At 40.0% G+C, this 22,418-nt stretch carries 25 protein-coding genes; 1 reads left to right on the plus strand and 24 read right to left on the minus strand.

Annotated elements, in window-relative coordinates:
- Positions 1 to 28: 28 nt before the first annotated feature.
- The 14 genes from ACWOEC_RS02360 to ACWOEC_RS02425 form a co-directional block, all read right to left on the minus strand.
- Complete coding sequence (locus ACWOEC_RS02360; protein WP_455305676.1) at positions 29 to 403, minus strand: hypothetical protein; 375 nt, start codon at positions 401 to 403, stop codon at positions 29 to 31.
- A gap of 13 nt (positions 404 to 416) precedes the next feature.
- On the minus strand, positions 417 to 2,912 hold the full coding sequence (locus ACWOEC_RS02365; protein WP_455305678.1) for a GBS Bsp-like repeat-containing protein: 2,496 nt from the start codon (positions 2,910 to 2,912) through the stop codon (positions 417 to 419).
- Between the two features lie 177 nt (positions 2,913 to 3,089).
- A complete protein-coding gene (gene budA / locus ACWOEC_RS02370) occupies positions 3,090 to 3,791 on the minus strand; it encodes an acetolactate decarboxylase (protein WP_455305680.1) in 702 nt (233 codons plus the stop codon).
- A gap of 12 nt (positions 3,792 to 3,803) precedes the next feature.
- A complete protein-coding gene (gene alsS, locus ACWOEC_RS02375; RefSeq protein WP_455305682.1) occupies positions 3,804 to 5,468 on the minus strand; it encodes an acetolactate synthase AlsS in 1,665 nt (554 codons plus the stop codon).
- A 231-nt stretch (positions 5,469 to 5,699) separates the two neighbouring features.
- The gene (locus ACWOEC_RS02380) at positions 5,700 to 6,368 is read right to left on the minus strand and encodes a hypothetical protein (RefSeq protein ID WP_455305684.1); all 669 of its coding nucleotides are present in this window, start codon (positions 6,366 to 6,368) and stop codon (positions 5,700 to 5,702) included.
- 96 nt (positions 6,369 to 6,464) lie between these two features.
- Positions 6,465 to 7,184 carry a YebC/PmpR family DNA-binding transcriptional regulator gene (locus tag ACWOEC_RS02385; RefSeq protein ID WP_455305686.1) on the minus strand — a complete coding sequence of 240 codons (720 nt, stop codon included), beginning with the start codon at positions 7,182 to 7,184 and terminating at the stop codon, positions 6,465 to 6,467.
- 94 nt (positions 7,185 to 7,278) lie between these two features.
- The gene (locus tag ACWOEC_RS02390; RefSeq protein WP_455305899.1) at positions 7,279 to 8,451 is read right to left on the minus strand and encodes a nucleotidyltransferase; all 1,173 of its coding nucleotides are present in this window, start codon (positions 8,449 to 8,451) and stop codon (positions 7,279 to 7,281) included.
- Positions 8,452 to 8,511: 60 nt separating this feature from the next.
- Positions 8,512 to 9,240, minus strand: coding sequence for a class I SAM-dependent DNA methyltransferase (locus tag ACWOEC_RS02395; protein WP_297079071.1), 729 nt, complete (start codon positions 9,238 to 9,240; stop codon positions 8,512 to 8,514).
- Positions 9,240 to 9,599 carry a ribosome silencing factor gene (gene rsfS, locus ACWOEC_RS02400; protein WP_297079069.1) on the minus strand — a complete coding sequence of 120 codons (360 nt, stop codon included), beginning with the start codon at positions 9,597 to 9,599 and terminating at the stop codon, positions 9,240 to 9,242. The genes ACWOEC_RS02395 and rsfS overlap by 1 nt, the downstream gene beginning before the upstream one ends.
- Positions 9,600 to 9,608: 9 nt before the next feature.
- Entirely contained in the window at positions 9,609 to 10,169 is a 561-nt protein-coding gene (yqeK, locus tag ACWOEC_RS02405; protein WP_455305900.1) for a bis(5'-nucleosyl)-tetraphosphatase (symmetrical) YqeK, read from the minus strand.
- A gap of 22 nt (positions 10,170 to 10,191) precedes the next feature.
- On the minus strand, positions 10,192 to 10,818 hold the full coding sequence (locus tag ACWOEC_RS02410) for a nicotinate-nucleotide adenylyltransferase (RefSeq protein ID WP_455305688.1): 627 nt from the start codon (positions 10,816 to 10,818) through the stop codon (positions 10,192 to 10,194).
- A 14-nt stretch (positions 10,819 to 10,832) separates the two neighbouring features.
- The gene (gene yhbY / locus ACWOEC_RS02415; RefSeq protein ID WP_455305690.1) at positions 10,833 to 11,144 is read right to left on the minus strand and encodes a ribosome assembly RNA-binding protein YhbY; all 312 of its coding nucleotides are present in this window, start codon (positions 11,142 to 11,144) and stop codon (positions 10,833 to 10,835) included.
- A gap of 11 nt (positions 11,145 to 11,155) precedes the next feature.
- Complete coding sequence (yqeH, locus tag ACWOEC_RS02420) at positions 11,156 to 12,265, minus strand: ribosome biogenesis GTPase YqeH (RefSeq protein ID WP_455305692.1); 1,110 nt, start codon at positions 12,263 to 12,265, stop codon at positions 11,156 to 11,158.
- Positions 12,262 to 12,789, minus strand: a complete 528-nt coding sequence (locus ACWOEC_RS02425) for a YqeG family HAD IIIA-type phosphatase (protein ID WP_297079058.1) — start codon at positions 12,787 to 12,789, stop codon at positions 12,262 to 12,264. The genes yqeH and ACWOEC_RS02425 overlap by 4 nt, the downstream gene beginning before the upstream one ends.
- A 199-nt stretch (positions 12,790 to 12,988) precedes the next feature.
- Between ACWOEC_RS02425 and ACWOEC_RS02430 the strand changes: the two genes are divergently transcribed.
- Entirely contained in the window at positions 12,989 to 13,528 is a 540-nt protein-coding gene (locus ACWOEC_RS02430) for a hypothetical protein (protein ID WP_297079056.1), read from the plus strand.
- 156 nt (positions 13,529 to 13,684) lie between these two features.
- Here the strand turns inward: ACWOEC_RS02430 and ACWOEC_RS02435 are convergent, their stop codons facing one another.
- The 10 genes from ACWOEC_RS02435 to ACWOEC_RS02480 form a co-directional block, all read right to left on the minus strand.
- Positions 13,685 to 15,139, minus strand: coding sequence for an amidase (locus tag ACWOEC_RS02435; RefSeq protein ID WP_455305695.1), 1,455 nt, complete (start codon positions 15,137 to 15,139; stop codon positions 13,685 to 13,687).
- Between the two features lie 81 nt (positions 15,140 to 15,220).
- Positions 15,221 to 16,006, minus strand: a complete 786-nt coding sequence (locus tag ACWOEC_RS02440; RefSeq protein ID WP_455305696.1) for an acetyl-CoA carboxylase carboxyl transferase subunit alpha — start codon at positions 16,004 to 16,006, stop codon at positions 15,221 to 15,223.
- Between the two features lie 3 nt (positions 16,007 to 16,009).
- The gene (gene accD / locus ACWOEC_RS02445; protein ID WP_455305698.1) at positions 16,010 to 16,870 is read right to left on the minus strand and encodes an acetyl-CoA carboxylase, carboxyltransferase subunit beta; all 861 of its coding nucleotides are present in this window, start codon (positions 16,868 to 16,870) and stop codon (positions 16,010 to 16,012) included.
- Positions 16,871 to 16,882: 12 nt separating this feature from the next.
- Entirely contained in the window at positions 16,883 to 18,247 is a 1,365-nt protein-coding gene (locus tag ACWOEC_RS02450; protein WP_455305700.1) for an acetyl-CoA carboxylase biotin carboxylase subunit, read from the minus strand.
- A gap of 8 nt (positions 18,248 to 18,255) precedes the next feature.
- Positions 18,256 to 18,684, minus strand: a complete 429-nt coding sequence (fabZ, locus tag ACWOEC_RS02455) for a 3-hydroxyacyl-ACP dehydratase FabZ (protein ID WP_297079044.1) — start codon at positions 18,682 to 18,684, stop codon at positions 18,256 to 18,258.
- A gap of 4 nt (positions 18,685 to 18,688) precedes the next feature.
- A complete protein-coding gene (accB, locus tag ACWOEC_RS02460; RefSeq protein ID WP_455305702.1) occupies positions 18,689 to 19,186 on the minus strand; it encodes an acetyl-CoA carboxylase biotin carboxyl carrier protein in 498 nt (165 codons plus the stop codon).
- Positions 19,183 to 20,424 (minus strand): beta-ketoacyl-ACP synthase II, encoded by a 1,242-nt coding sequence (gene fabF, locus ACWOEC_RS02465; protein WP_455305704.1) that lies wholly within the window; start codon positions 20,422 to 20,424, stop codon positions 19,183 to 19,185. Before fabF ends, accB begins: the two co-directional genes overlap by 4 nt.
- A gap of 16 nt (positions 20,425 to 20,440) precedes the next feature.
- Positions 20,441 to 21,178 (minus strand): 3-oxoacyl-[acyl-carrier-protein] reductase, encoded by a 738-nt coding sequence (gene fabG / locus ACWOEC_RS02470; protein ID WP_455305706.1) that lies wholly within the window; start codon positions 21,176 to 21,178, stop codon positions 20,441 to 20,443.
- 9 nt (positions 21,179 to 21,187) lie between these two features.
- Positions 21,188 to 22,117, minus strand: coding sequence for an ACP S-malonyltransferase (fabD, locus tag ACWOEC_RS02475; protein WP_455305708.1), 930 nt, complete (start codon positions 22,115 to 22,117; stop codon positions 21,188 to 21,190).
- A 60-nt stretch (positions 22,118 to 22,177) separates the two neighbouring features.
- Entirely contained in the window at positions 22,178 to 22,402 is a 225-nt protein-coding gene (locus ACWOEC_RS02480) for an acyl carrier protein (RefSeq protein ID WP_016185683.1), read from the minus strand.
- Positions 22,403 to 22,418 lie beyond the last annotated feature (16 nt).

Raw genomic sequence — 22,418 nt, forward strand, 5'->3', positions numbered from 1 at the left:
CGGCATCAAAATAGGATGCTTCTTTTTTTTACTGTACTTTAGTTTGGATATATTTAATTACATCGATTCCTTCTGACTTCGCTTCAGCCGCGTATTGAAGCAACTGGTCATCGGTCAATTCACGCGAATTGATCCCTGCTTCATATAGTGATCGACGGATTTGCGAAACAGGTTGATCTGGCTCTACTTTGCGTACATCTGAAACATCGGTACTAGTAATGACTTGTTCTTCGCTCATAACTAACTCCTCACTCGATTCTGATATTTCGGTAACAGAAGTTTCCACCACAGCTGACGACGTTTTAGATGTATCTGTAACAGTCGAGGATTGATGTTGACGACACGCGCCTAAAAGGAAGACACAGTTACTCATTATCCCGATAAAGACAAACTTGTTTTTCATCGATAGCTCCTTTTTATTTGATAGCAAAAAATGGTCGTCCTGCTGCCCAGTCAATATAATCTTGTGAAGGAACACTCCACAAATGACTCGTCGACACTTGCCCTTTATAGAATTTTTGCCCATAAGGATCATAGATCGTTGTTTTTCCATTTGCATACCCATGCGCGACAATCGCATGTCCAATACCAACATCGACATGCATAATCACGGGGTATCCTTTAGCTAAATGATTATTTAGATCCGCTAAACTATTCATCACGACAGCTTGTCGCCCATATGAACGCATCCCTTGTATTAAATCTGGTCCTGATGCACCAAAATATTTTTGATTGAATCCACCATAGCTATAAATTCGATTCGCAGTATCGACTGGAGTCACATTTATTCCGTAACTTCCTTTCAATACCATCGCCATACTTGATGGAACACATCCTGAAGGACCTAAAGTCGACATCCCATATCGACGATTTTTCCAACGAGGATCTAGTTGTGAGTAATAATAAGGCTTTTGCTTGTTACGAACTGCTACTTCATCTTGTTCAAGTGTATAACTCGTCGTAGCTAATCCAACTAATTTGCCATTGACGACACCATAAACATGGGTAGTATACGCACCTCCATGTCGGTAGTCCAAACTATCGACTACAACTGAATAAGCGCCATTACTTTCTTTTTTTCCTTCGAGCCATTTGATATCGTCTTGACCATTGGCGTTACTCCAAGTTGGGAATTTCACGCTTGAAACGTTCCCACCATTTGGATTAGCAATGGTAATTCTCATTTGCGTTTTACTGATTGGCGTGACAGCCAACGCATTTTTAGTCGGTGCAGTTAGTGTATAAATTGTCGTAGCCAATCCGACTAACTTCCCGTTAACGACGCCATAAATATGCGTATTAAACAGTCCAGAATGACGATATTCCGCACTATTGACGACTACAGAATAAGCTCCATTGCTTTCTTTAGTCCCTTCGAGCCATTTAATATCGTCTTGACCGTTGGTATTGCTCCAAGTTGGGAATTTCACACCTGAAACATTCCCACCGTTTGGATTTGTGATTGTGATTTTCATTTGTGTTTTACTGATTGGTGTTTTGACGATTGTATTGCTAGCTGGTGCCGCTAGTGTATACTGACTAGTACCTAATCCGACTAATTTTCCATTAACGACGCCATAAATATGCGTATTAAACAGTCCAGAATGACGATATTCCGCACTATTGACGACTACAGAATAGGCTCCATTGCTTTCTTTAGTCCCTTCGAGCCATTTGATATCGTCTTGACCGTTGGTATTGCTCCAAGTTGGAAACTTCACACCTGAAACATTCCCACCGTTTGGATTTGTGATTGTGATCTTCATTTGTGTTTTACTGATTGGTGTTTTGACGATTGTATTGCTAGCTGGTGTCGCTAGTGTATACTGACTAGTACCTAATCCGACTAATTTTCCATTAACGACGCCATAAACGTGAGTATTAAACAGTCCAGAATGACGATATTCCGCACTATTGACGACTACAGAATAGGCTCCATTGCTTTCTTTAGTCCCTTCGAGCCATTTGATATCGTCTTGACCGTTGGTATTGCTCCAAGTTGGGAATTTCACACCTGAAACATTCCCACCGTTTGGATTTGTGATTGTGATCTTCATTTGTGTTTTACTGATTTCTTGTGTCGTAACTTGATTGACAAGTGGCGTTAAGCTTCTTGCTTTTTCTTGCGTTGTTTCAGTTTCAGTAGATTCAATCGTACTAGAAAGACTTGAAGAGGATGTAGTTGTTTCATGTTCTGATGTAGAAGTAGTCGTATTCATCTCACTTGAAGTCTCATTTGAAGATTGCGTATCGCTGACTGGCGTCGTAATGATTGGCTTAATCGTCCATTGACGATTTGTCGTTAGTTCATTTGTTAGCACGACTTGATCATCATTGATTTCCAGATATCCACCGATTGTTGAATAGAGTGCATATGTACCATCTGAGGCGAATTGAAACCGCCATTTTTGTGCTTCCCCAACAACATCATGCGTCGTAGTGATCCCATCACCAGACTGTGTTACACTAAGGTAAAGACCTGTAGCTTGGTTCTTCAGCACATATGTTTTATCTCCAATCATTTGTAGCATAAAGGCTTGTGATGAATCTTCAGTGCTTAATTCACCACTTATTCTTTCATTAACGAGCGTTAGCGCAGTTTGTTGTTGCCAAATGAATTGTACAGGTTGATCTTTCTCATTTTCGACTGCAACAAATGCCACTTTGTTTTCGTTATCTAGTTCACTTGAAGCGCTACTTTGTATATCCGTTGTCGTCTGACTTAACGCGCGATCTACAGTCGTACTCGTCGAATCTAAACTAGTTGTTGAATTCACAAATTCAGCTGAAGAACTAGATGTGGTTTGTGTCGTTGCCATTTCTTGTGCATGCACGATGTTGACAAGACTAGTTGTATCGACTCCTAAAACCAATAATGAACTTAAATAAAGTAGTTTATACCTTTTTTTCATTCCAAACTCCCTTTACAGATTATTCCCTATGCTAAATTAAATAATTAATTATATTAAAATAGTAGCGCTTAAAACGAGATATTGCAACTGATATCAAGCATTTTTTCAGAAAATAATTTATAAATTAAATAACGTTAATTTTAATAAAAAAAGATAAGCGCAGCGATGCGCTTATCTTTATTCCGAAATGCTGATTTCTTCTGCGATATTTGAATAATCGAATTCCGCGTCTAAAAAGACATCTTCTTTTGGAAAATCTTGAATCAACTCACTGTAATTTTGAACTTCCACAGTTACATCTTCGACATGATAATCCAAGACATGTCCACCAAACGTGCGATCATCTGAAATAAAATGAACATGAAAGCCTGCTACTGATGTACCATGAAATAAGACTGGCGAGTAGAATCCAACAATGGTTCCTTTGATATTGTGTGCTGTAAATTCTGGTTGCTCCACTTCTGAAAAACGAATATAAGGTGGAGTTTGTTTTGGCATTGCGCGCACGTGCATCGTATCGAATACACCTGAGATTTTTACACCTGCAAATAGATTTTTACTCTTCATCGCTGCGATGACTTGTTCTTCAACTGCTTCAATTGCTAAAGTATCGCTAATCGTAAACGTATGATCGGCATTAAAAAACGCGATCGCACCATAAGGCAATTTGTCTACATCTTGAAGCTCAATCACATCACCTGTCGCACTCGCTTTGTAAGCTTTTTGATCCAATACGATCAATTCACCATCGACACCATCCATCGTTCCGATCCCAAAATCACCATGCGTCAAAAACTCTTTGATTGTACCTGTTCCATCCATCGCTCCTGCCATGAGCGAACCGATTGTTCCATATTGATATAATGAGTGTTTACCCATTTCATTCACCTCTTAATAAAATTGATCTGGTAAGATTTTTTCACCTAATTGTTCATTTGATGAATAATCTACAGGAACATCAATGATTACTGGACCTTCTGTAGCTAATCCTTCTTGTATCGCTGCTTCTAATTCTTGTTGTGACGTTGTACGCAGTCCTTTTGCGCCAAACGCTTGAGCATATTGTACAAAATCAACTGGTCCAAAGTCCACTCCAGAAGCTCGGTCATATTTCATCACTTCTTGAAATTCCACCATATTATAACGACCGTCATTCCAAATAATATGGATAATATTTAAGTTTTTACGGACTGCCGTTTCTAGATCTTGCGCAGAAAATAAAAAGCCACCATCTCCAGATACAGAAAAGATTTGCGTGTTCGGTCTAACCAATGCAGCACCAATCGCCCAAGGTAATGCGACACCTAATGTTTGCATCCCATTACTAAATAGCAATTTACGTGGCTCGTAACTTCTGAAATGACGTGCCATCCAAATATAATGACTACCGATATCTACAGTCACAGTCATATCGTCTGTTACTGCTGCTTGCATCGTTTCGATAATCTCTAAAGGATGCAAACGATTTTCAAGTTGATGTGTCGGTACGATATCACGTTCTGTCATTTTTTCTTGTAATTGCGCCAAATATGCTTGTGAGTCTTCTGGTAATTGATACGCTGAGATTTCTTTTGTCAACAGATCCAGTGTATCTGAGATACTACCGATCAATTCACGTTCTGGTTGCATAAATGGATCGATTTCTGCTGGTACTTTGTCGACCACGATCACACGTGCATCTTTTTCAGCGTTCCAGTTGCGTGCTTCGTATTCAATTGGATCATATCCAATCGCGATCACAAGATCACTTTTTTTCAATAACATATCGCCAAGTTGATTTCTAAAGAGTCCCACACGACCGAAGAAACGATCTTCTAACTGACGTGAGATCACTCCTGCTGCTTGGAAGGTTTCGACAACAGGCAATTTTGCCACTTCAACCAATTCACGTAACGCTTTCGTTTCAGCTTCACTAGAACCACGCATTCCCACTAATAAGACAGGTAGTTTCGCTTCTTTGATACGTGCAACTAGATAATCGATGTCTTCTTTTGATGCAGAACCTAAACGCGGTTTGCTCAGCGGACGGATACTTTCAGTTACAGCCGGTGCATCGACGACATCTTGTGGGATACTCACAAAGCTGGCACCTTTTTTATTCGTACGGGCAATTCGAAATGCATTTGCCATGATTTCTGAGATTGTTTCAGGATCTTGGATCTCCGCACTATATTTTGTAATCGGTTTGAACAGTGCTACATTATCCATACTTTGGTGTGTCAACTTCGATAGATCACTACGTTTTACTTGTCCTGCGATAGCTAAAACTGGGTCACCTTCGGAAGTAGCTGTGACTAATCCTGTAGCTAAATTACTTGCTCCTGGACCACTTGTAGCGATCACTACTCCTGGTTTCCCTGTAATACGACCGACTGCCTGTGCCATAAAAGCAGCATTTTGTTCATGGCGTGTCACGATCAATTCAGGTCCTTTATCTTCTAACGTATCAAATACGCGGTCAATTTTCGCTCCTGGAATTCCAAATACATAGTCCACATCATGATTGATCAAGCTTTCTACAACCATATCGGCTCCGTGTTTTACAACATCTGTCATCTGTAGCACTTCTTTCTTTTATTGTTATAGTATAAAGTAAAAAAAATCATAAAAACATTGATTTATCAACATATTACTGTTTCACTTAAATGAGTATAACACAAAGAAAGAAATTTGTTTACTATTTCTTTTCAGAAAATATATTTAATTACAAAACACAAAAAAGAGCAGAATCGCTCATCTCAACTAGATAAACGAGTCTACTCTCCTTCTCTTATTTATAAAAAAACATTATAATACGATTTGTTCACATAAAGATTCTGGATATAAGCGCAGAACAATACCAATAATCATATCCAATTCTGAGAATTGAAGATCGTCTTTAGGATCGAAAATTTGACTATGACGACCTTTAACGCCATTGTCGATCAGTCTTACCGTACGATTCCACTCCATAAACTCAGCAATATCCGTCATATGACGAATCGCCAACGCACCCACTTCGATAATTTCTGCTAAACGAAACAAGATATAATTGGTATCGATAACATAAAATGTTTCTTCAGCGTAAGGATACGCATTTTCTTGTGCTTCAATGATCACTTGCTTTGGTCGCGCTTCAACTTCAAAGTCTAATACATCTAAAAAAGAGGCGAAACGATTTGGATCGGTAAATAAATTGATCATCGTAAAATTTTTACGAAACACCAATGGGATCAAATACTTTGAACGATAGATCAACATGGGCACTTGATAAAAGGAACAAGGAACGTAACGATGAATAAACGCCCGTCCTTTGAAATCACCTACACGATAGCCTGTAATTCCAAAATCTTGATACTTTGTACTTAAATAAGAGCAATCTAAAATTGAAAATGCGACTTCTGTTACTTTATCAAATCCACTTAAGATTCGATCAAACGGTTGCAACGTTACTTCTTCACCAAACAAAACATTCACCTTCCATCTACAAATCTCTGTTCTTATAGAATACCATATTTCCTGTTATTTGCCTTCTATTTCCTTACAAAAAAAAGACTCGAAAATTCGAGTCTTTTAATCTTCTAACGCTACGTTATGGAAAATATTTTGCACATCTTCTAATTCATCGATGGCATCGATCATTTTCTCAAACATTGCAAGGTCATCTTCACCTAAAGCCACTTCATTTTGTGGGATCATTTGCATTTCTGCAATAGAAAACTCTTCGATCCCTTTTGCTTTTAACGCTTCTTGAATCGCATGGAAGTCTTCTGGTTCACCATAAACAAAGACTTGATCGTCTTCTGCTGTAACGTCACGCACATCGATATCTTGTTCCATCAAATACTCTAAGATCTCATCAGCATCTTGATTGGCAAATCCGAATAAGGCAGTGTTATCAAACATATAGGCTACCGCTCCAGAAACACCCATATTCCCACCATTTTTACCAAACGCTGCACGAACGTCAGCTGCAGTACGATTGACATTATTAGTTAGCGTATCCACGATCACCATTGATCCATTTGGTCCAAAACCTTCATAACGCAACTCTGAAAACTGCTCATCACCAGAACCTTTTGCTTTTTCAATAGCACGGTCGATAATATGTTTTGGAACATTATACGTTTTCGCACGGTCGATAACAAATTTTAATTTTTGGTTAGTATGTGGATCTGGCTCACCTGATTTTGCTGCTGCATAAATCTCGATTCCAAATTTTGCATAAACTTTACTATTGCTAGCATCTTTTGCTGTCTTCTTTGCCACAATATTTGCCCATTTACGACCCATAATTTCACTTCGCTTTCTGTTTTTTCGCTCCTAATTAGCCTTAGGAAACATTCTTACTTATTATACTTGTCTAATAGCCGATTGTGAAGTATTTTTACACGCTTTTTCCATTCGACTCGACAAGTGCTGCAAAACGCCCGAAATTTTGCTGTTCTGGATCCTTTAAAAGCAATTGATAGAGCTGGTCGGCCCGTAAAGTTAACGGATACCGTTTTGCTTCTTTTTTACCAAAATGCGCTAAAATCGGTAACGCTTTAGTCAATGATTTTAAATACAGCTGCCCTTCTTTCGTATACGCTAGCGGACGGAAAAAAGAGGTAGCGACGGCTTGCTCATAATCTGCCGTCGTCATCGCAAGCAAGATATACACACACATTCGTTGGATCTTAGTAATGGGATAGCTTTTTGAGGTCACTTGATGTAGAAATTGATCAAATGACAACGCACGCACAGCCGCTTGTACAAAAAGATGTGCGACTCCTTGATTGATTTGATAATACTTCGTTAAATCTAAGATCGGCGTACTCATCAAGCGATAACGTAAAAAAGGATAGGCTCGCTCCCAACTAATCAACTCTTCTTGTAAGACCGTATCCATCTCAGGTGGTACTGTTTGACCGATCGTTTGCTCTTCAAACAATGCTTGACGAATCGCAGTAGCACTAGCAATTTCACTTTCGATCGTTTGGTCATGGTATTGCGCTTGTTTTCGTGCGATCGGATACAATGCCATCGGTGCTTTTAGTGCAGCATTGGCTTTTGCATAGCTGAGCGCTAAGATATGATTTGGCTTGGCTTCATCAAAACACAAGTCAGGATTTAGCTGTTGTAAGACATGCATCATTTTTTTCGCATACGTCCAATCAGCAAACGTGATTTCGCGTACCATCGCTTCGATTTTTTCCCGGTTGGTTTCATAAAAATGCCCGTACGCTTCATAATCAAAATCATCCACTTCATCTGTCCCAAAACAAATCGCGTCACACCCTAATTGTGCAAGCATCGTAACTGCACCTTGAGCAAAATAATCTGCTGGCTGGACAGCATGTACAACGGGTAACTCGATCACAAGATCGACGCCATATCGAGCAGCCACGCTTGCACGTTTCCATTTATCGACGACCGCCGGTTCTCCGCGCTGTAAAAAATTTCCTGACATCACTGCGATTACGAGATCCGCTTGCGTTTTTTCACGCGCCATTTGCGCATGATACACATGGCCATTATGAAATGGGTTGTATTCTACGATCAATCCACAAATTTTCATCTTCACGCTTTGCTCCTTTCAAAAAAAGAGCACTCAGGATTTCCTGAACACTCTTTTGGTTTATTTATGACAAACAAAAAACCAACGACGACTTTTTTCATTTGGCGCACTATCGATAAAATCAGCAAATACTTCAACAGATGAAAAACCTGCATTTTCTAACATCAACTGATACGCATCCAGTGAATAGGTCCGCTCTTGATGCAATTCATCTTCTCTGACGAATTTTCCATCTTCTTCTTGAACAAAAAACGTCAAGAAGTGTTCGATACTGTGCGGGTGTTCACCTTGATAACTTTCCCATAAAAAAGCAAACTCATCCGTTTGATAGTGGTAGTTGTAATTAGGAAAAACTTCATCGATTTGATACGTCGAATGAACATCAAAAATAAACGTTCCTTCTTCTTCCAAAATCCCATAAACACCGTCAAATACTTGTTGAACATCCATTTCATTGGGCATGTAACAAAGGGAATCCGAAAAACAAGTCACCGCTTGATAAGTGCCGACATCAGTTAAATCCAACATATCCCCTGCGACGAGTTGAATCGTGGTTTCTTCTTCTTGCGCACGCTGAGAGGCGATCATCAACATGTCTTCAGACAGATCTAAGGCCGTCACATCAAACCCTTTTTTGGCAAACTCTACAGCCAACGCTCCCGTTCCACAAGCCAATTCTAAAATTTTGTTCTTCTCACCTAAATGACGCATCGAAAAATCTAACCAACGTTGATACAAACTTGTATCCATCACCTCATCATAGACAAAGGCAAAGGTTTCATATGCCACTATGCATCAATCCAATCATTGATTGACACGTAAGGTGCATCAGACCATAATTTTTCTAAATTGTAGAAGTCGCGCTCTGTTTGGCTGAAAACATGCACGATGACATCATTTAAATCGATCAGAATCCATTTTGCTGAATCTTTTCCTTCGATTCGTTTCACTTCGATTTGTGCTTGTTCAGCTTGATCCACGATTTCATTGACGATGGCTTGGATCTGACGCTCATTTGTTCCAGAACAAATCATAAAGTAATCGGCAAGTAACGATACGTTTTGAACATCTAAAGCTACGATTTCTTCAGCACGTTTTGCGTCTGCTGCTTTTACTACTAATTCTAAAATTTCTTTACTATCTTTCATAGGTCCTCCTTAGGTGCGCTTGGCAACCCAACTGTTATAAGTTTCAATCGTTTTTGGATAAATCGGTACTTCTTTTTGAATCAAAAATGCTAATGTATGTTTGGTTTCATACGCCACGGCTGCAGCTAGATCTTCCTTAGCAAGCTCTCTTGCTTCATCTACACCTGGAAACTGGCGGTTTGGCTCGATATAGTCGGCTACGTATAAGACTTGTGCAAGAGGCGACATCTCTTTAGCTCCAGTAGTATGCACTCTAACAGCCTCTAAGATCATTTCATCGTCGATCCCTAGCTGTTGACGGATCAATTCCGCGCCTACGATACCATGCCAGATTTCATTTCCCCAATGTTTAAGATCAGGATCCAAATCATATTGGGTGATTGCAGCTAAAAAAACTTGATCAGAACATTCTTTGGCATAATCATGGACCAAAGCAGCTGTACTCGCTTGAATCACGTCAACGTGGTAACGTTTCGCCAATGCAATCGCACTTTTTTCAACACCTAAAATATGTTGCCAGCGTTTTGGATTGACGTTTGCTTGTACCTGTTCGACTAGATACGCACGCATCGTTTGTTCATACTGTTGCCATTCATTCAAGGTACAACCCTTCTTTCTCAATGTATTTCTTCACTGCGTCAGGCAAGAGATAATTTGTAGAACACCCTTCTTTGATTTTCTTGCGCAACATACTTGAACTAATCTCAAGTAAAGGCACATCGATCCAAATAATCGGATAGGCAGAGGTCGTTTGATAGCCTGGTCGTTTGATTCCAACAAAATGGACCAATTGGAGTAAACGATCGATCTCTTTCCATTTTGGTAAATATTCCACCATATCGCCACCGATAATGAAATAATAATCGGTATTTGGATGAAGTTCGATCAATCGTTGCATGGTTTCATACGTATAATTGACACCACCACGCGTAATTTCAAATGGTTCGATTTCTAACAAATCATTATCTGCAATCGCAAGTTCTAGCATCGCCAAACGGTGCTTTGCATCAATCGTTGTCTTTTGATCCACATGAGGTGGAATCGCTTCTGGCATCAAGTAGACTTTATCTAATCCTAAAGCATGGCCTACCTGATCGGCTGCAGTGAGATGAGCAAGATGGACAGGGTTAAAATTCCCCCCTAAAATGCCGACTTGCCGTCTAGTTGCCGTCTGTGGTTTAAGCTGAACTTGCGAATGACTTGTGACATTCGCATGCATACACAATTCTCCTTTTATAACCCTTTGATTTCAGATGAAATCTTTTGATATTTTTCATTACGAGAAGGTTTAAATACGACTAACACACGGCCAATAATTTGTACCACGTTACAGTCTAATGCTTCTTCTAATGTCTGCGCGACTTCTTCGGGTAATTCATCTGTATTTTGTAAAAGAGAGATTTTAAACAATTCTCTTTTTTCTAATGCTTCACCGATCTGAATGATCATCGCTTCGTTGACGCCACCTTTTCCAACTTGAAAAATCGGATTCATATGGTGCGCTTTACTTCTTAATAATCGTTTTTGCTTTCCTTTTAATTCCATGCTTGATCTCCTTAAATTAACGCTTTTCGTTTGATGACATCGACACCCTTTGGCGCCCAACCGGCAACTACTCCGGGATTTGTTACGGTGATCCAACCTAATCCAGCAAATACGATATCCGTCCGTTCTTTGATCGAAAACTCGAAACGAACCAATTCGGGAAATGTTGTGACTTCATCTGGACGTGGTGGCTGCAACAAGCCACCAACATGTTTTTCATAAAATGCTGTCGCTTTTTCTAGCTTCGTCCGGTGTAGATCTAACTCATTGGCCACATAGACTGTAAATGAACTGCGTTCGCCTTGAACGTAATCAAAACGAGCAAGACCACCTAAAAATAGCGTTTGTTCCGCATTCAATTGATAGGTTTTAGGTTTGATTTCTTTTTGAGGGGCGATGATTTTTAAATCTTTTTTCCCTAGATAATGTGCCATTTGGTGGCGATGGATAATTCCGGGGGTATCGATCAAAAAGTGACCATCTTCCAAAGGAATCTCGATCTTATCTAAAGTCGTACCCGGGAAACGTGACGTTGTGATCACTTCTTTCACACCTGCTGTTTGGCGAATGATCTGATTGATCAATGTCGATTTTCCAACATTGGTTACGCCGACCACATACACGTCGCGGCCTTCTCGATATTGCTCGATCGTCGCCAATAGAGATTCGATATCTGCGGCTTTTTTTGCACTTGTCAGTTTTACATCGATTGGACGTAATCCTTCTTCATGTGCACGTTCGCGCATCCATTGGATCATTTTTGACGGTTTTAAAGATTTTGGTAAGATATCTAATTTGTTTCCTACCATCAATACCGGATTATCTCCGACAAAACGGTGCAGTCCTGGAATCAACGATCCATTAAAATCAAAAATATCTACAACATTCACAATCAACGCATCTTGTGTGCCGATCTCATTTAATAGACGTAAAAAATCATCGTCTGTCAATGAAACATCTTGGATATCATTGTAGTGTCGTAAACGAAAACAACGTTGACAGTATACTTCTCCAGATTCGATACCGCGTTCAAACGCAACTTTTGGCGTGTACCCTAATTGATCTGGTTCACTTGTTTGAATATGGACCCCACAGCCAATACATTGCCACTCTTCACTCATTTTATTTCTCCTTGCCATACCATTTCTGGATTTTTCTTTTGTAAGTAGTGCATGATCTTTCGCTCGCATACTCGATTAAATTGTGTTTTCCAACTATCTGTATCGATAATCGGTTTAACTAAAATACTTCTAACGCCTACACGATTAGCCGCTCGAACATCTGTCATGATCTGATCGCCAACCATAACTACTTCATCTTTTGATAAACCTAAACGACGTACACCTTCTCGAATTCCTTTACCTAGAGGTTTCAATGCTCGCGCTACAAAATCGATATCAAATCGTTCTACCGCGTAGCGTACGCGTTCTTCGTTATTATTGGAAACGACGATGACCGGAATGCCCGCTTGTTTCAAAGTTAATAGCCACTGTTGTAGCTCGATTGTTCCTTCAGGATTGTTCCATGCAATCAAGGTATTGTCTAGATCAGTCAATACTGCTTTGATTCCATGCGTTTGCAATTGTTCAGGAGTGATTTTATAAATCGCATCTACCATCCATGTTGGTTTAAAATTTGAAAACATATATTCTCCTTTATTCAAAAAATGAAGGAGCCCTGATCGGTACTCCTCAACCTTCGATTATACATGAAAAAGCGCGAAAATAAAAGATATGTGACCAATTCTCATCAAGACAACATCTTCTGATGCGATATCTTTTTCTTTATTTTACGCTTTGCCTTATAATAAGGATATACAAATATGTTTATTGGAGGTTGGTCAAATGTTTCAACAAAAAAAGATTTATAAAAGTTTAGAAAATCGGAATTTCACACCAGAAAGTTTGCTTGCCGAACTAGAAAGCCTTAAACATTTTGAATTTGAAGAAGTCTCGTATACCGGTATTGCATTAAATACGGAAATGTTGATCACACAATATCTACGTGATCACAACTTTGAATTGATCGAAGTACAAGGTGGACTAGCTAAAAAGACTTATGAATCGTGGCATAAAGATCTCGTTTTGGCGATTTCGATTTTTAATCATTTCGTTGCCTACACAAATCACCACTTTAATACCTATTTGACCGAAGCAAAAGCTTATCAAGAAAAAACTGGACATGCGAATACTTCACCTGAATATAAAGCATATTTTGAACAGGGAAATTCGATGTATTTCCACGATGTATTGCACAGCGTCTTTGATCTTTCACGAAAATTAGATCTAAGTATCGCCGATTTCAAGGAAGCCTTACTTGCTGATGGAAAATCACTGAGCGACTATCCTTTACCAGAAAAACAAGTGTTTACTGGCGAATATTAAAAAAGGCTGTGACAAAAGTTTACAGCTCTAAGCAATAAGCCGCATCATTTCCGATAATAGATTGATCTATTTCGGTCATGATGCGGCTTATTTTTTCAAAAGGGTTACTTCTGAAACAAAGTTCATTCGATTTTTAGAAAATGTGATCGACTTTTGTCACATTCTTTCATTTACTGACTCAAACAGTTGCGCAGCTTCTAAAGCTTCTCCTATTTGGAACAACAGATCTTCACGTCCACGACTGGCCATAAACTGGACACCGATCGGCAATCCATTTTCAGCGCGATGGACAGGCAAACTAATCGCCGGTTGCCCACTTAGATTTGCCAATTGTGTATAAGGTGTAATTGCTAAGCTTTTGGCAAACATATCAAATACAATCGTTTCGGATTCTGAAAATGAAACATGCTCGATCTCTCGCAATTGCTCGCGAATTATTGGACTTTGCAAATCTTGGTCTAGACGTGGCGCCGTTGTTATCGCACTTGGGGACAAGAATAGATCGTATGTGGTAAATAACGTTTCCATCGCTAGAAATGCTTGATCCCAGACCTCTAAAGACAAAACATAATCAGCAGCTGTCATCTTCTTACCGGATTGATACATTCCCCACGTCATTAATTCCATGTCTTCTATCGTAAATTTCCGTCCAAATTGAGCTTCCATCGTGTGAAACATCGCTGCAGTGTCTGCACCATTCATACGATAATACGCTTTTATTAGTTTAAGTCCATCGATTGGATAGTGTACTTTTGTAACATGATGACCTAACGCTTCTAATTGAGCGACTGTTTTTTTCACGGCTTGTTTTGCTTCCTCGCTCACATGATGACCCAATGGTGAATCCACGCATACAGCAATCGACAATGGCGTTTTTTTGCTGGCATCGTGATGGCTCCACTCGATCGTTGGAGCTTGATAAGGTGAGGGTTGATTTGGATCACGTAAAAGATAAAACAGTTGCTTGGTATCTCTCATCGAACGGGTCAATGCAAACCCAATGGAAGCACCTTGCCATCCTCTTAATTCAGTCGGCCCCATCGGCATCGTGCCTCGAGTTGGTTTCAGGCCAATCAAGCCTGTAAACGAAGCGGGAATACGAATGGATCCTCCCCCATCACTAGCACTAGCGATGGGAACTAAATTCCCAGCAACAGCAGCAGCGGCTCCTCCACTTGAACCACCTGCAGAGTATGCTAGATTCCATGGATTTTTTGTATCGCCATAAAGGGTGGAATCTGTTACGTTTTTAAATCCAAATTCTGGCGCATTGGTTTGTCCAAATGGTACAAATCCGATTCTTTCTAGACGTTTGACAAATGCACTCGTTTCAACAGCTCGATTGTCAACCAATAAACGCGAAGCCGCAGTGTTCGACCACCCTTTTTTACTGTGCCCTAGAATTTTTAACGGAATCGGCAACCCAGCATAAGGCAATGCCAAACAGTTTTTTGTTTGTTCAATCTGCGCGAGCGTTTGTTCCGGATCTAAAGAAACAAATGCATTTAATTCTTGATACTGTTCGATTCGTTTTGTCCAATCAGCAATCAATTCTTGATGACTGATTTGTTTTTGTTTTAATTGTTCTACCCAATACGCTACATCTTGCATATTCTAACCGACCTTCTTCACTCTTTTTTGTGATTTTAACAAAAAAACAGAGAAAATCAAGAAATGATTTTCTCTGTTTTTTTAAAACTTACGAAAACGCGCGTAACGTTGTGCGATTCTGTGTTCTACCGTCTGATGCATCAATTCTTTTAATTTGAACTGTAAATCAGCTTTCAAACGCTTCATGATCTCTTGATTGCTTAACGCTTCTTCGCGGAATGTCTCTGGAATGATCCATTCGATCACATCCATCTCTTTTAACTCATGAGCAGTGATTTTCATCAATCCTGCCGCTTCGTTAGCGCGTTTACCGTCTTTCCATAAGATCGAGGCAAAGCCTTCAGGAGATAAGATCGCATAAATCGAGTGTTCCAACATCCAAACTTCATCACCAAGTGCTAAAGCTAAAGCACCACCACTACCGCCTTCACCGATAATAATCGAAACGATCGGTACTTTTAAATCTGACATTTCTAATAGGTTTTTGGCGATTGCTTCACCCTCACCACGTTCTTCGGCACCAATCCCACAAAATGCTCCTGCAGTATTGATAAAGGTAACGACGGGACGGTTGAATTTTTCAGCTTGTTTCATTAAGCGCAATGCTTTACGGTATCCTTCTGGATGTGGTGAACCAAAATTACGACGTAGATTTTCAGTCAAGTTCCGACCTTTTTGAATCCCAATCACCGTTACGGGTTTTCCATCAAGAAACGCTACACCACCAACGACTGCTTCATCGTCAGCGTATAAACGATCCCCATGAAATTCTTGAAATCCATCAAACATCGTTTCAAAATAATCTAACGCAGTCAAGCGGTCTTTACTGCGGGCTAACGTTACGATTTCATGTGCTTGTTTGGCCATCGCTTACCACTCTCCTTTGACATGTAAAGCTAATAATTCGCTCAAACGTTTTCTTAGCAACGTTCTAGGAACGATTTGATCGACAAATCCATGCGTTAATAAAAATTCGGCTTTTTGGAAATCCTCTGGTAATTCTTGTTTGATCGTCTGTTCGATCACACGACGCCCCGCAAATCCGATCAAGGCTTGCGGTTCTGCTAAGATAATATCGCCTTCCATCCCAAAACTTGCGGTTACTCCACCAGTTGTTGGATCGGTCAATACTGTGATATACAACAAACCAGCATTACTGTGTTGTTTCACCGCAGCCGAGATTTTCGCCATTTGCATCAAAGATAAAATTCCTTCTTGCATTCTGGCACCACCAGAAGCTGTAAAAATCACAACAGGTAGCTGTTCTTTCGTCGCTCGTTCAAACAACCGTGTGATTTTTTCACCAACAATCGTTCCCATGCTCCCCATAATAAAATGTGAATCCATGATCGCAATCGCGATTTCTTGTTGATCGATCGTTGCTTTTCCAGTCAATACCGCTTCATCTAAATGCGTTGCGGCCTTCATTTTGCGTACTTTTTCTAAATAATTTGGAAATGATAAAGGGTCTTTAGTTTCTAAACCATTGTCCCACTCTTCAAAACTACGTTCGTCGATTGTGATCGACAACCGTTCCCAAGCACGGATTCGGAAATTATAGCCACAATTTGGACAAATTCGTTCCGCACCCATTTCTTTAGTATACAGCGTGTGCTTACAATTTGGACATTTTGCCCACATGTCATCTGGAACAGAAGGTTGTTGATTGCTCGGCTGATCGCGATTCGGATTAATACGAATATAATCTTTCTTCTTTTTGAATAAAGCCATGCGTCATTCCTCCTATTCTTCAGGTTTCCAGTTTGGTAAAAAGTCTTCTTGTAAAAATGCTGTCGTGTAATCCCCAGCGATCACATTCGGATGACTGATTAGATCCATTTGAAATTCAGCATTCGTCACTACACCATCTGTTACAAGTTCTGTCAATGCACGTTGCATTTTCATCAATGCTTCCAAACGAGAATTGCCATGAACAATCACTTTGGCGATCATTGAATCATAAAATGGAGGGATTGAGTATCCTGAATACATCGCACTATCGACACGTAATCCCATCCCACCTGCAGGCAATAACAAGTTTTTGATTTTACCTGGTGATGGTGCGAAATTAAATGCTGGATTTTCTGCATTGATTCGGCATTCGATCGCATGACCAGTAAATGTGACTTCCTCTTGCGTGATGCCTAAAGGTTCGCCGTTTGCGACTTCGATTTGTTTTTTGACGATATCGATTCCTGTCACCATCTCTGTTACTGGATGCTCCACTTGGATACGCGTATTCATTTCCATAAAGTAGAAGTTTCCTTCTTCATCGCGTAAAAATTCAATTGTACCCGCATTTTGATAATTCACTGCTTTGGCTGCACGTACTCCGATTTCACCTAAGTGTGCACGTTCTTTTGCTGTAATGACAACAGAAGGAGATTCTTCAAGCACTTTTTGGTTATTACGTTGTAAAGAACAATCACGTTCACCTAAATGGATGACATTTCCAAAGTTATCTGCTAAGATCTGCACTTCGATATGACGTGCTGGATAGACGATTTTTTCCATATACATCTCATCATTCCCAAAAGCGGCTTTTGCTTCTTGTTGAGCTGAATCAAAATGTTTTGGCAACTCTTCAGCTGTCATCACTTTCCGAATTCCTTTTCCGCCTCCACCAGCTGATGCTTTTAGCATTACTGGAAAGCCGATTTCTTCAGCAAGTGTCATCGCCTCTTCAATACTGCTCAATGAACCATGACTTCCTGGAATAACCGGAACATTTGCATCCATCATCAATTGACGCGCATGGATTTTATTTCCCATCTCATCGATTGTTTTGCTTTTTGGTCCAATAAACGTAATGTTGCATTCTTCACACATCTCAGCAAACTGACTATTTTCAGATAAAAAACCAAAACCTGGATGAATCGCTTCAGCTTTCGTTAAAATAGCCGCACTTAGAATTTGTTTGACATTCAAATAAGAGTCTACTGCTTTAGCAGGTCCAATACAAATCGCCTCATCTGCAAGTTCTGCATGAAGCGCATCACGATCTGCTTCAGAATAAACAGCAACCGTGCGAATCCCTAATTCGCGACAAGCACGAATAATACGAACTGCAATTTCACCACGGTTGGCAATTAAAATTTTCGAAAACATGTTTTCACCTATCCAATCATAAAGGTTAATTCAGCCTCGGCTACTTTTTTACCGTCGACTTTCGCTACACCTTTTCCGATGCCGGCGTTTGATTTTACTTTTAAAATCTCAACTTCTAACATCAAGGTATCGCCTGGTGTCACTTTTTTACGGAATTTTGCTTTATCGATGCCGCCAAAGTACGCTGTTTTTCCTTTGAATTCTTCAATCGATAATAATGCTACCGCCCCTGCTTGTGCCATTGCTTCTACAATTAACACACCTGGCATTACTGGTTCATGAGGGAAATGGCCTTGGAAAAATGGCTCATTGATCGTCACGTTTTTCTTTGCGATAACTTTTTCTCCTGCCACGATCTCTTCAACACGATCGATCAGTAGCATCGGATAACGATGTGGAATGATTTCTTTGATTTCTTGAATGTTTAGACTTGTCATAACTTTACCCTTCTCTCACGCGGAATAATGGTTGACCGTATTCAACAACTGCTTCATTTTCAATTAAGATCGCTGAAATTGTCCCATCGACGTCACTGACGATTTCATTCATCACTTTCATCGCTTCTAAGATACACAATACGTCACCTTTTTTCACTGTATCGCCGACTTGTTTGAAGTTGGCTTTATCTGGACTTGGTTTAAGGTAAGCTACACCAACTAATGGAGAAGTAATTTCTTTACCTGTAGTATCTTCTACTTCTGTTGCTGCTTCTACTTCTGTTGCTGCTTCTACTTCTGGAGCTACTTCAGGTGTTGTTGCTTGAACTACTACTGGTGCTGGTGCTTGAACTGGTGCACTTACAGGCGCTTCGCTCATTGTTTTTTGTGCTTGTGCATTTTTATTTAAATACAATTCAAATTGTTGGTCCTTCACATGGAATTCCGTTAAGTTGGATTGATTGATTAAGGCTACGATTTCTTTAATTTCTGAGAAGTTCACGCTTCTTCCTCCCATTTCTTCATTAGAATTACAGCATTATGACCACCAAAACCTAGTGAATCACTTAATGCATAGTCAAATGTTGCATCGATACTTTGATTTTTTACCACATTCAATTCAATGCTTGGATCTTGTTCGGTAACATTGATATTTGGTGGGATAAATTGGTGTTGTAAAGCTAATAGTGTCGCTACCGCTTCTACACCACCTGCAGCCCCTAATAAGTGGCCTGTCATTGATTTTGTACTACTTACATAAGTATTCATATAGCCTTCACCTAAACCATATTTGATAGCAGTTGCTTCTGCTCCATCATTGGTTGGTGTACTTGTGCCATGCGCATTGATATAGCCTACTTGATCTGGAGTGATCGCTGCTTCTTCTAATGCTAATTTGATTGCTTTACCGGCACCTGAACCATCAGGATTTGGCGCTGTCATATGGTAAGCATCACTAGTTGAGCCATATCCTACAACTTCACCTAAAATGTTTGCGCCACGTGCTTTAGCGTGTTCTAGAGATTCTAAAACTAAAACTCCAGCACCTTCACCCATAACAAAACCATTACGGTCTTTATCAAATGGTACCGAAGCTTTGTTTGGATCTTCTTCTTTGCTCAAAGCCGTTAATGAGGCAAATCCAGCAATTCCGATTTCACAAATCGTGGCTTCCGATCCACCGGCTAAAATCACGTCAGAATAGCCATGTTTGATATTACGATACGCTTCACCAATTGCATTTGTACCAGTTGCACATGCGGTAACAGGTGAATAGCTAATACCTTTTGCACCCACACGCATCGAAATGTTTCCTGATACCATGTTGACGATAGATAATGGCACGAACATCGGTGACACGCGTTGTGGGCCTTTGTCGTTCATACGTGTTACTTGATCTTGGATCGTTGGTAATCCACCGATACCAGAACCTACGATAATACCAAAACGATCGGCATTAATATTTTCTGCTTTTAAAGCAGCCATTTCCATTGCATCTAGTGACGCATGGATGCCGTAAATCGAAAACATTTCCATACGTTTTGTATCTTTTTTCGTAAAGTATTTTTCTAATGGAAAATCTTTGACTTCACCGGCAACATGTACACCTGTATCTTCAGCGTCAAATTTTGTGATTGGACCAATTCCATTTTTACCTTCTTTTAAACTTGATAAAAAGGCTTCCGGGTCGTTCCCGATTGGAGAGACAACACCATAACCTGTAATGACTACTCGATTCATTTTGAATGCTCCTTTTCTATCCGTTCATGACTAGGCCGCCATCGACATTGATAACTTGGCCTGTGATATATGAATTTTTTGCTAAAAAGACAGCAGTATCTGCAACAGCTTCTACTGAACCAAATGCTTGTAACGGAATCGTTTGTAACATTTGCTCTTTGACTTTATCAGATAATACATCAGTCATATCTGTTTTAATAAAGCCTGGTGCGATCGCGTTACATGTAATGCCACGAGGTGCCGCTTCACGCGCTATTGTTTTGGTAAATCCAATGACACCTGCTTTACTCGCTGCATAGTTCGCTTGTCCGACATTTCCCATCAAACCAGAAACACTTGATAAGTTGATGATGGCCCCTTCACGTTGTTTCATAAATTTTTTCAAAACATGTTGGGTCATATTAAACGTGCCTGTCAGATTGACTTTGATTACTTGTTCAAAGTCTTCACTTGACATACGTAACATCAATTTATCATTGGTAATTCCTGCATTATTGACCAAAATAGCTAGTTTGCCTAATTTTTCTTCGGCTTCATTGATCATACGACCAGCTGATTCAAAATCTGAGATATCGCCTGAAACGGCTACACAGTTTACGCCATGAGCGATAATTTCTGCGATTAGTTCTTCAGAAACTGCTCCACGTCCATTTAATACGATATTCATTCCTTCTTTAGCAAACGCTTTGGCGATTTCTAAACCAATACCGCGTGTACTCCCTGTAATGAATGCATTCTTTCCTTGTAATTCCATGGAAACCTCCTATTGAAATACTTCTAATGTTTGTTTCAATGTTTCTTGATCTTCGATTCGCTCACTGACTAGTGTTTTATCGATTTTTTTCAAGAAGCCACTTAAGACTTTTCCTGGACCAACTTCGATATAATTGGTAACACCTAAATCTTGTAACGTCGCAATACTTTCGTAAAAACGAACAGGTGACATCACTTGGCGTTCTAACAATTCTTTGATTTGATCTTGTTTCATCACTTTAGCCGTTGTATTGGCGATAACTGGAAGCTTCATTTCTGAAAATTCGATTTGCGCGAGTTCTTGTGCCAGTTGTGTTGCCGCTGGCGCTAAGATTGGTGTATGGAATGGTCCGCTAACGTTTAGGGGGATCATGCGGCGAACACCTTTTTCTTGTAACAATACTACTGCTTGATCGACAGCTTCGACTTCGCCACCAATAACGATCTGTTGTGGTGTATTGTAATTCGCAGGCACGACGATTTTTCCGGTCATTTCGCTAGCTTCTTGACACGATTTTTCGATCTCTTCGACTGCTACATTCATCACAGCGACCATTTTACCCGATCCAAATGGTGCGGCTTGTGTCATAAATCGTCCACGTTTTTTCACAAGATCTACTGCAGTGGCAAATGGTAATGCCCCACTTGCGACAAGTGCCGTATATTCACCTAAACTTAGTCCCAACACAGCATCTGGATGTAACCCTTCTTGGTTGGCTGCCCTTAAAAAGGCTGTACTCACGGTCAAAATAGCAGGTTGTGTATATTCAGTTAAATTCAAACGATCATTTGGTTCAAAACATAACGCGGCAACGTCATAGCCTAACGTATCACTTGCTTCATCAAATGTCTCGCGAACAACTGGATATGCTTCGTAGAGTTCTTTTCCCATTCCCTCATATTGTGCGCCTTGACCGCTGAATAAAAAGGCAGTTGACATGAATATTCCCCTTTCTCTTTCCAATAAGAAAAGCCAGGCTTTCGCCCAGCCTCTCATGTATTATGCTTGTTGTGCTTCTACGTATTTCACTAAATCTTCAACTGTTTTGATTCCATCTTCAGTTTCGATTTTCACGTCAAATTCATCTTCGATTTCGTTGATGATTTGGAACAAATCTAAGCTATCTGCTTCTAGATCTTCTTGAATGTTTGTTGTTAATTGGATCTCGTCTTTTTCTTTACCTAACTCTTCTGCTACGATTGCTTGAATTTTTTCGAATACCATGAATAATTCCTCCAAA

This window comes from Enterococcus bulliens (assembly GCF_053761865.1).

Coding starts and splice junctions, on each gene's coding strand:
- ACWOEC_RS02385 (WP_455305686.1), bottom strand. CDS start 7,184: ATGGGTCGTAAATGGGCAAATATTGTGGCAAAGAAGACAGCAAAAGAT.
- fabG (WP_455305706.1), bottom strand. CDS start 21,178: ATGGAATTACAAGGAAAGAATGCATTCATTACAGGGAGTACACGCGGT.
- ACWOEC_RS02410 (WP_455305688.1), bottom strand. CDS start 10,818: ATGCATGCGAATGTCACAAGTCATTCGCAAGTTCAGCTTAAACCACAG.
- yhbY (WP_455305690.1), bottom strand. CDS start 11,144: ATGGAATTAAAAGGAAAGCAAAAACGATTATTAAGAAGTAAAGCGCAC.
- ACWOEC_RS02390 (WP_455305899.1), bottom strand. CDS start 8,451: ATGAAAATTTGTGGATTGATCGTAGAATACAACCCATTTCATAATGGC.
- ACWOEC_RS02430 (WP_297079056.1), top strand. CDS start 12,989: ATGTTTCAACAAAAAAAGATTTATAAAAGTTTAGAAAATCGGAATTTC.
- ACWOEC_RS02360 (WP_455305676.1), bottom strand. CDS start 403: ATGAAAAACAAGTTTGTCTTTATCGGGATAATGAGTAACTGTGTCTTC.
- fabF (WP_455305704.1), bottom strand. CDS start 20,424: ATGAATCGAGTAGTCATTACAGGTTATGGTGTTGTCTCTCCAATCGGG.
- ACWOEC_RS02425 (WP_297079058.1), bottom strand. CDS start 12,789: ATGTTTTCAAATTTTAAACCAACATGGATGGTAGATGCGATTTATAAA.
- yqeK (WP_455305900.1), bottom strand. CDS start 10,169: ATGCGTGCGTATCTAGTCGAACAGGTACAAGCAAACGTCAATCCAAAA.
- ACWOEC_RS02480 (WP_016185683.1), bottom strand. CDS start 22,402: ATGGTATTCGAAAAAATTCAAGCAATCGTAGCAGAAGAGTTAGGTAAA.
- accD (WP_455305698.1), bottom strand. CDS start 16,870: ATGGCTTTATTCAAAAAGAAGAAAGATTATATTCGTATTAATCCGAAT.
- rsfS (WP_297079069.1), bottom strand. CDS start 9,599: ATGAAAGATAGTAAAGAAATTTTAGAATTAGTAGTAAAAGCAGCAGAC.
- ACWOEC_RS02365 (WP_455305678.1), bottom strand. CDS start 2,912: ATGAAAAAAAGGTATAAACTACTTTATTTAAGTTCATTATTGGTTTTA.
- yqeH (WP_455305692.1), bottom strand. CDS start 12,265: ATGAGTGAAGAGTGGCAATGTATTGGCTGTGGGGTCCATATTCAAACA.
- ACWOEC_RS02450 (WP_455305700.1), bottom strand. CDS start 18,247: ATGTTTTCGAAAATTTTAATTGCCAACCGTGGTGAAATTGCAGTTCGT.
- fabZ (WP_297079044.1), bottom strand. CDS start 18,684: ATGACAAGTCTAAACATTCAAGAAATCAAAGAAATCATTCCACATCGT.
- ACWOEC_RS02435 (WP_455305695.1), bottom strand. CDS start 15,139: ATGCAAGATGTAGCGTATTGGGTAGAACAATTAAAACAAAAACAAATC.
- budA (WP_455305680.1), bottom strand. CDS start 3,791: ATGGGTAAACACTCATTATATCAATATGGAACAATCGGTTCGCTCATG.
- ACWOEC_RS02440 (WP_455305696.1), bottom strand. CDS start 16,006: ATGGCCAAACAAGCACATGAAATCGTAACGTTAGCCCGCAGTAAAGAC.
- fabD (WP_455305708.1), bottom strand. CDS start 22,117: ATGTCAACTGCCTTTTTATTCAGCGGTCAAGGCGCACAATATGAGGGA.
- alsS (WP_455305682.1), bottom strand. CDS start 5,468: ATGACAGATGTTGTAAAACACGGAGCCGATATGGTTGTAGAAAGCTTG.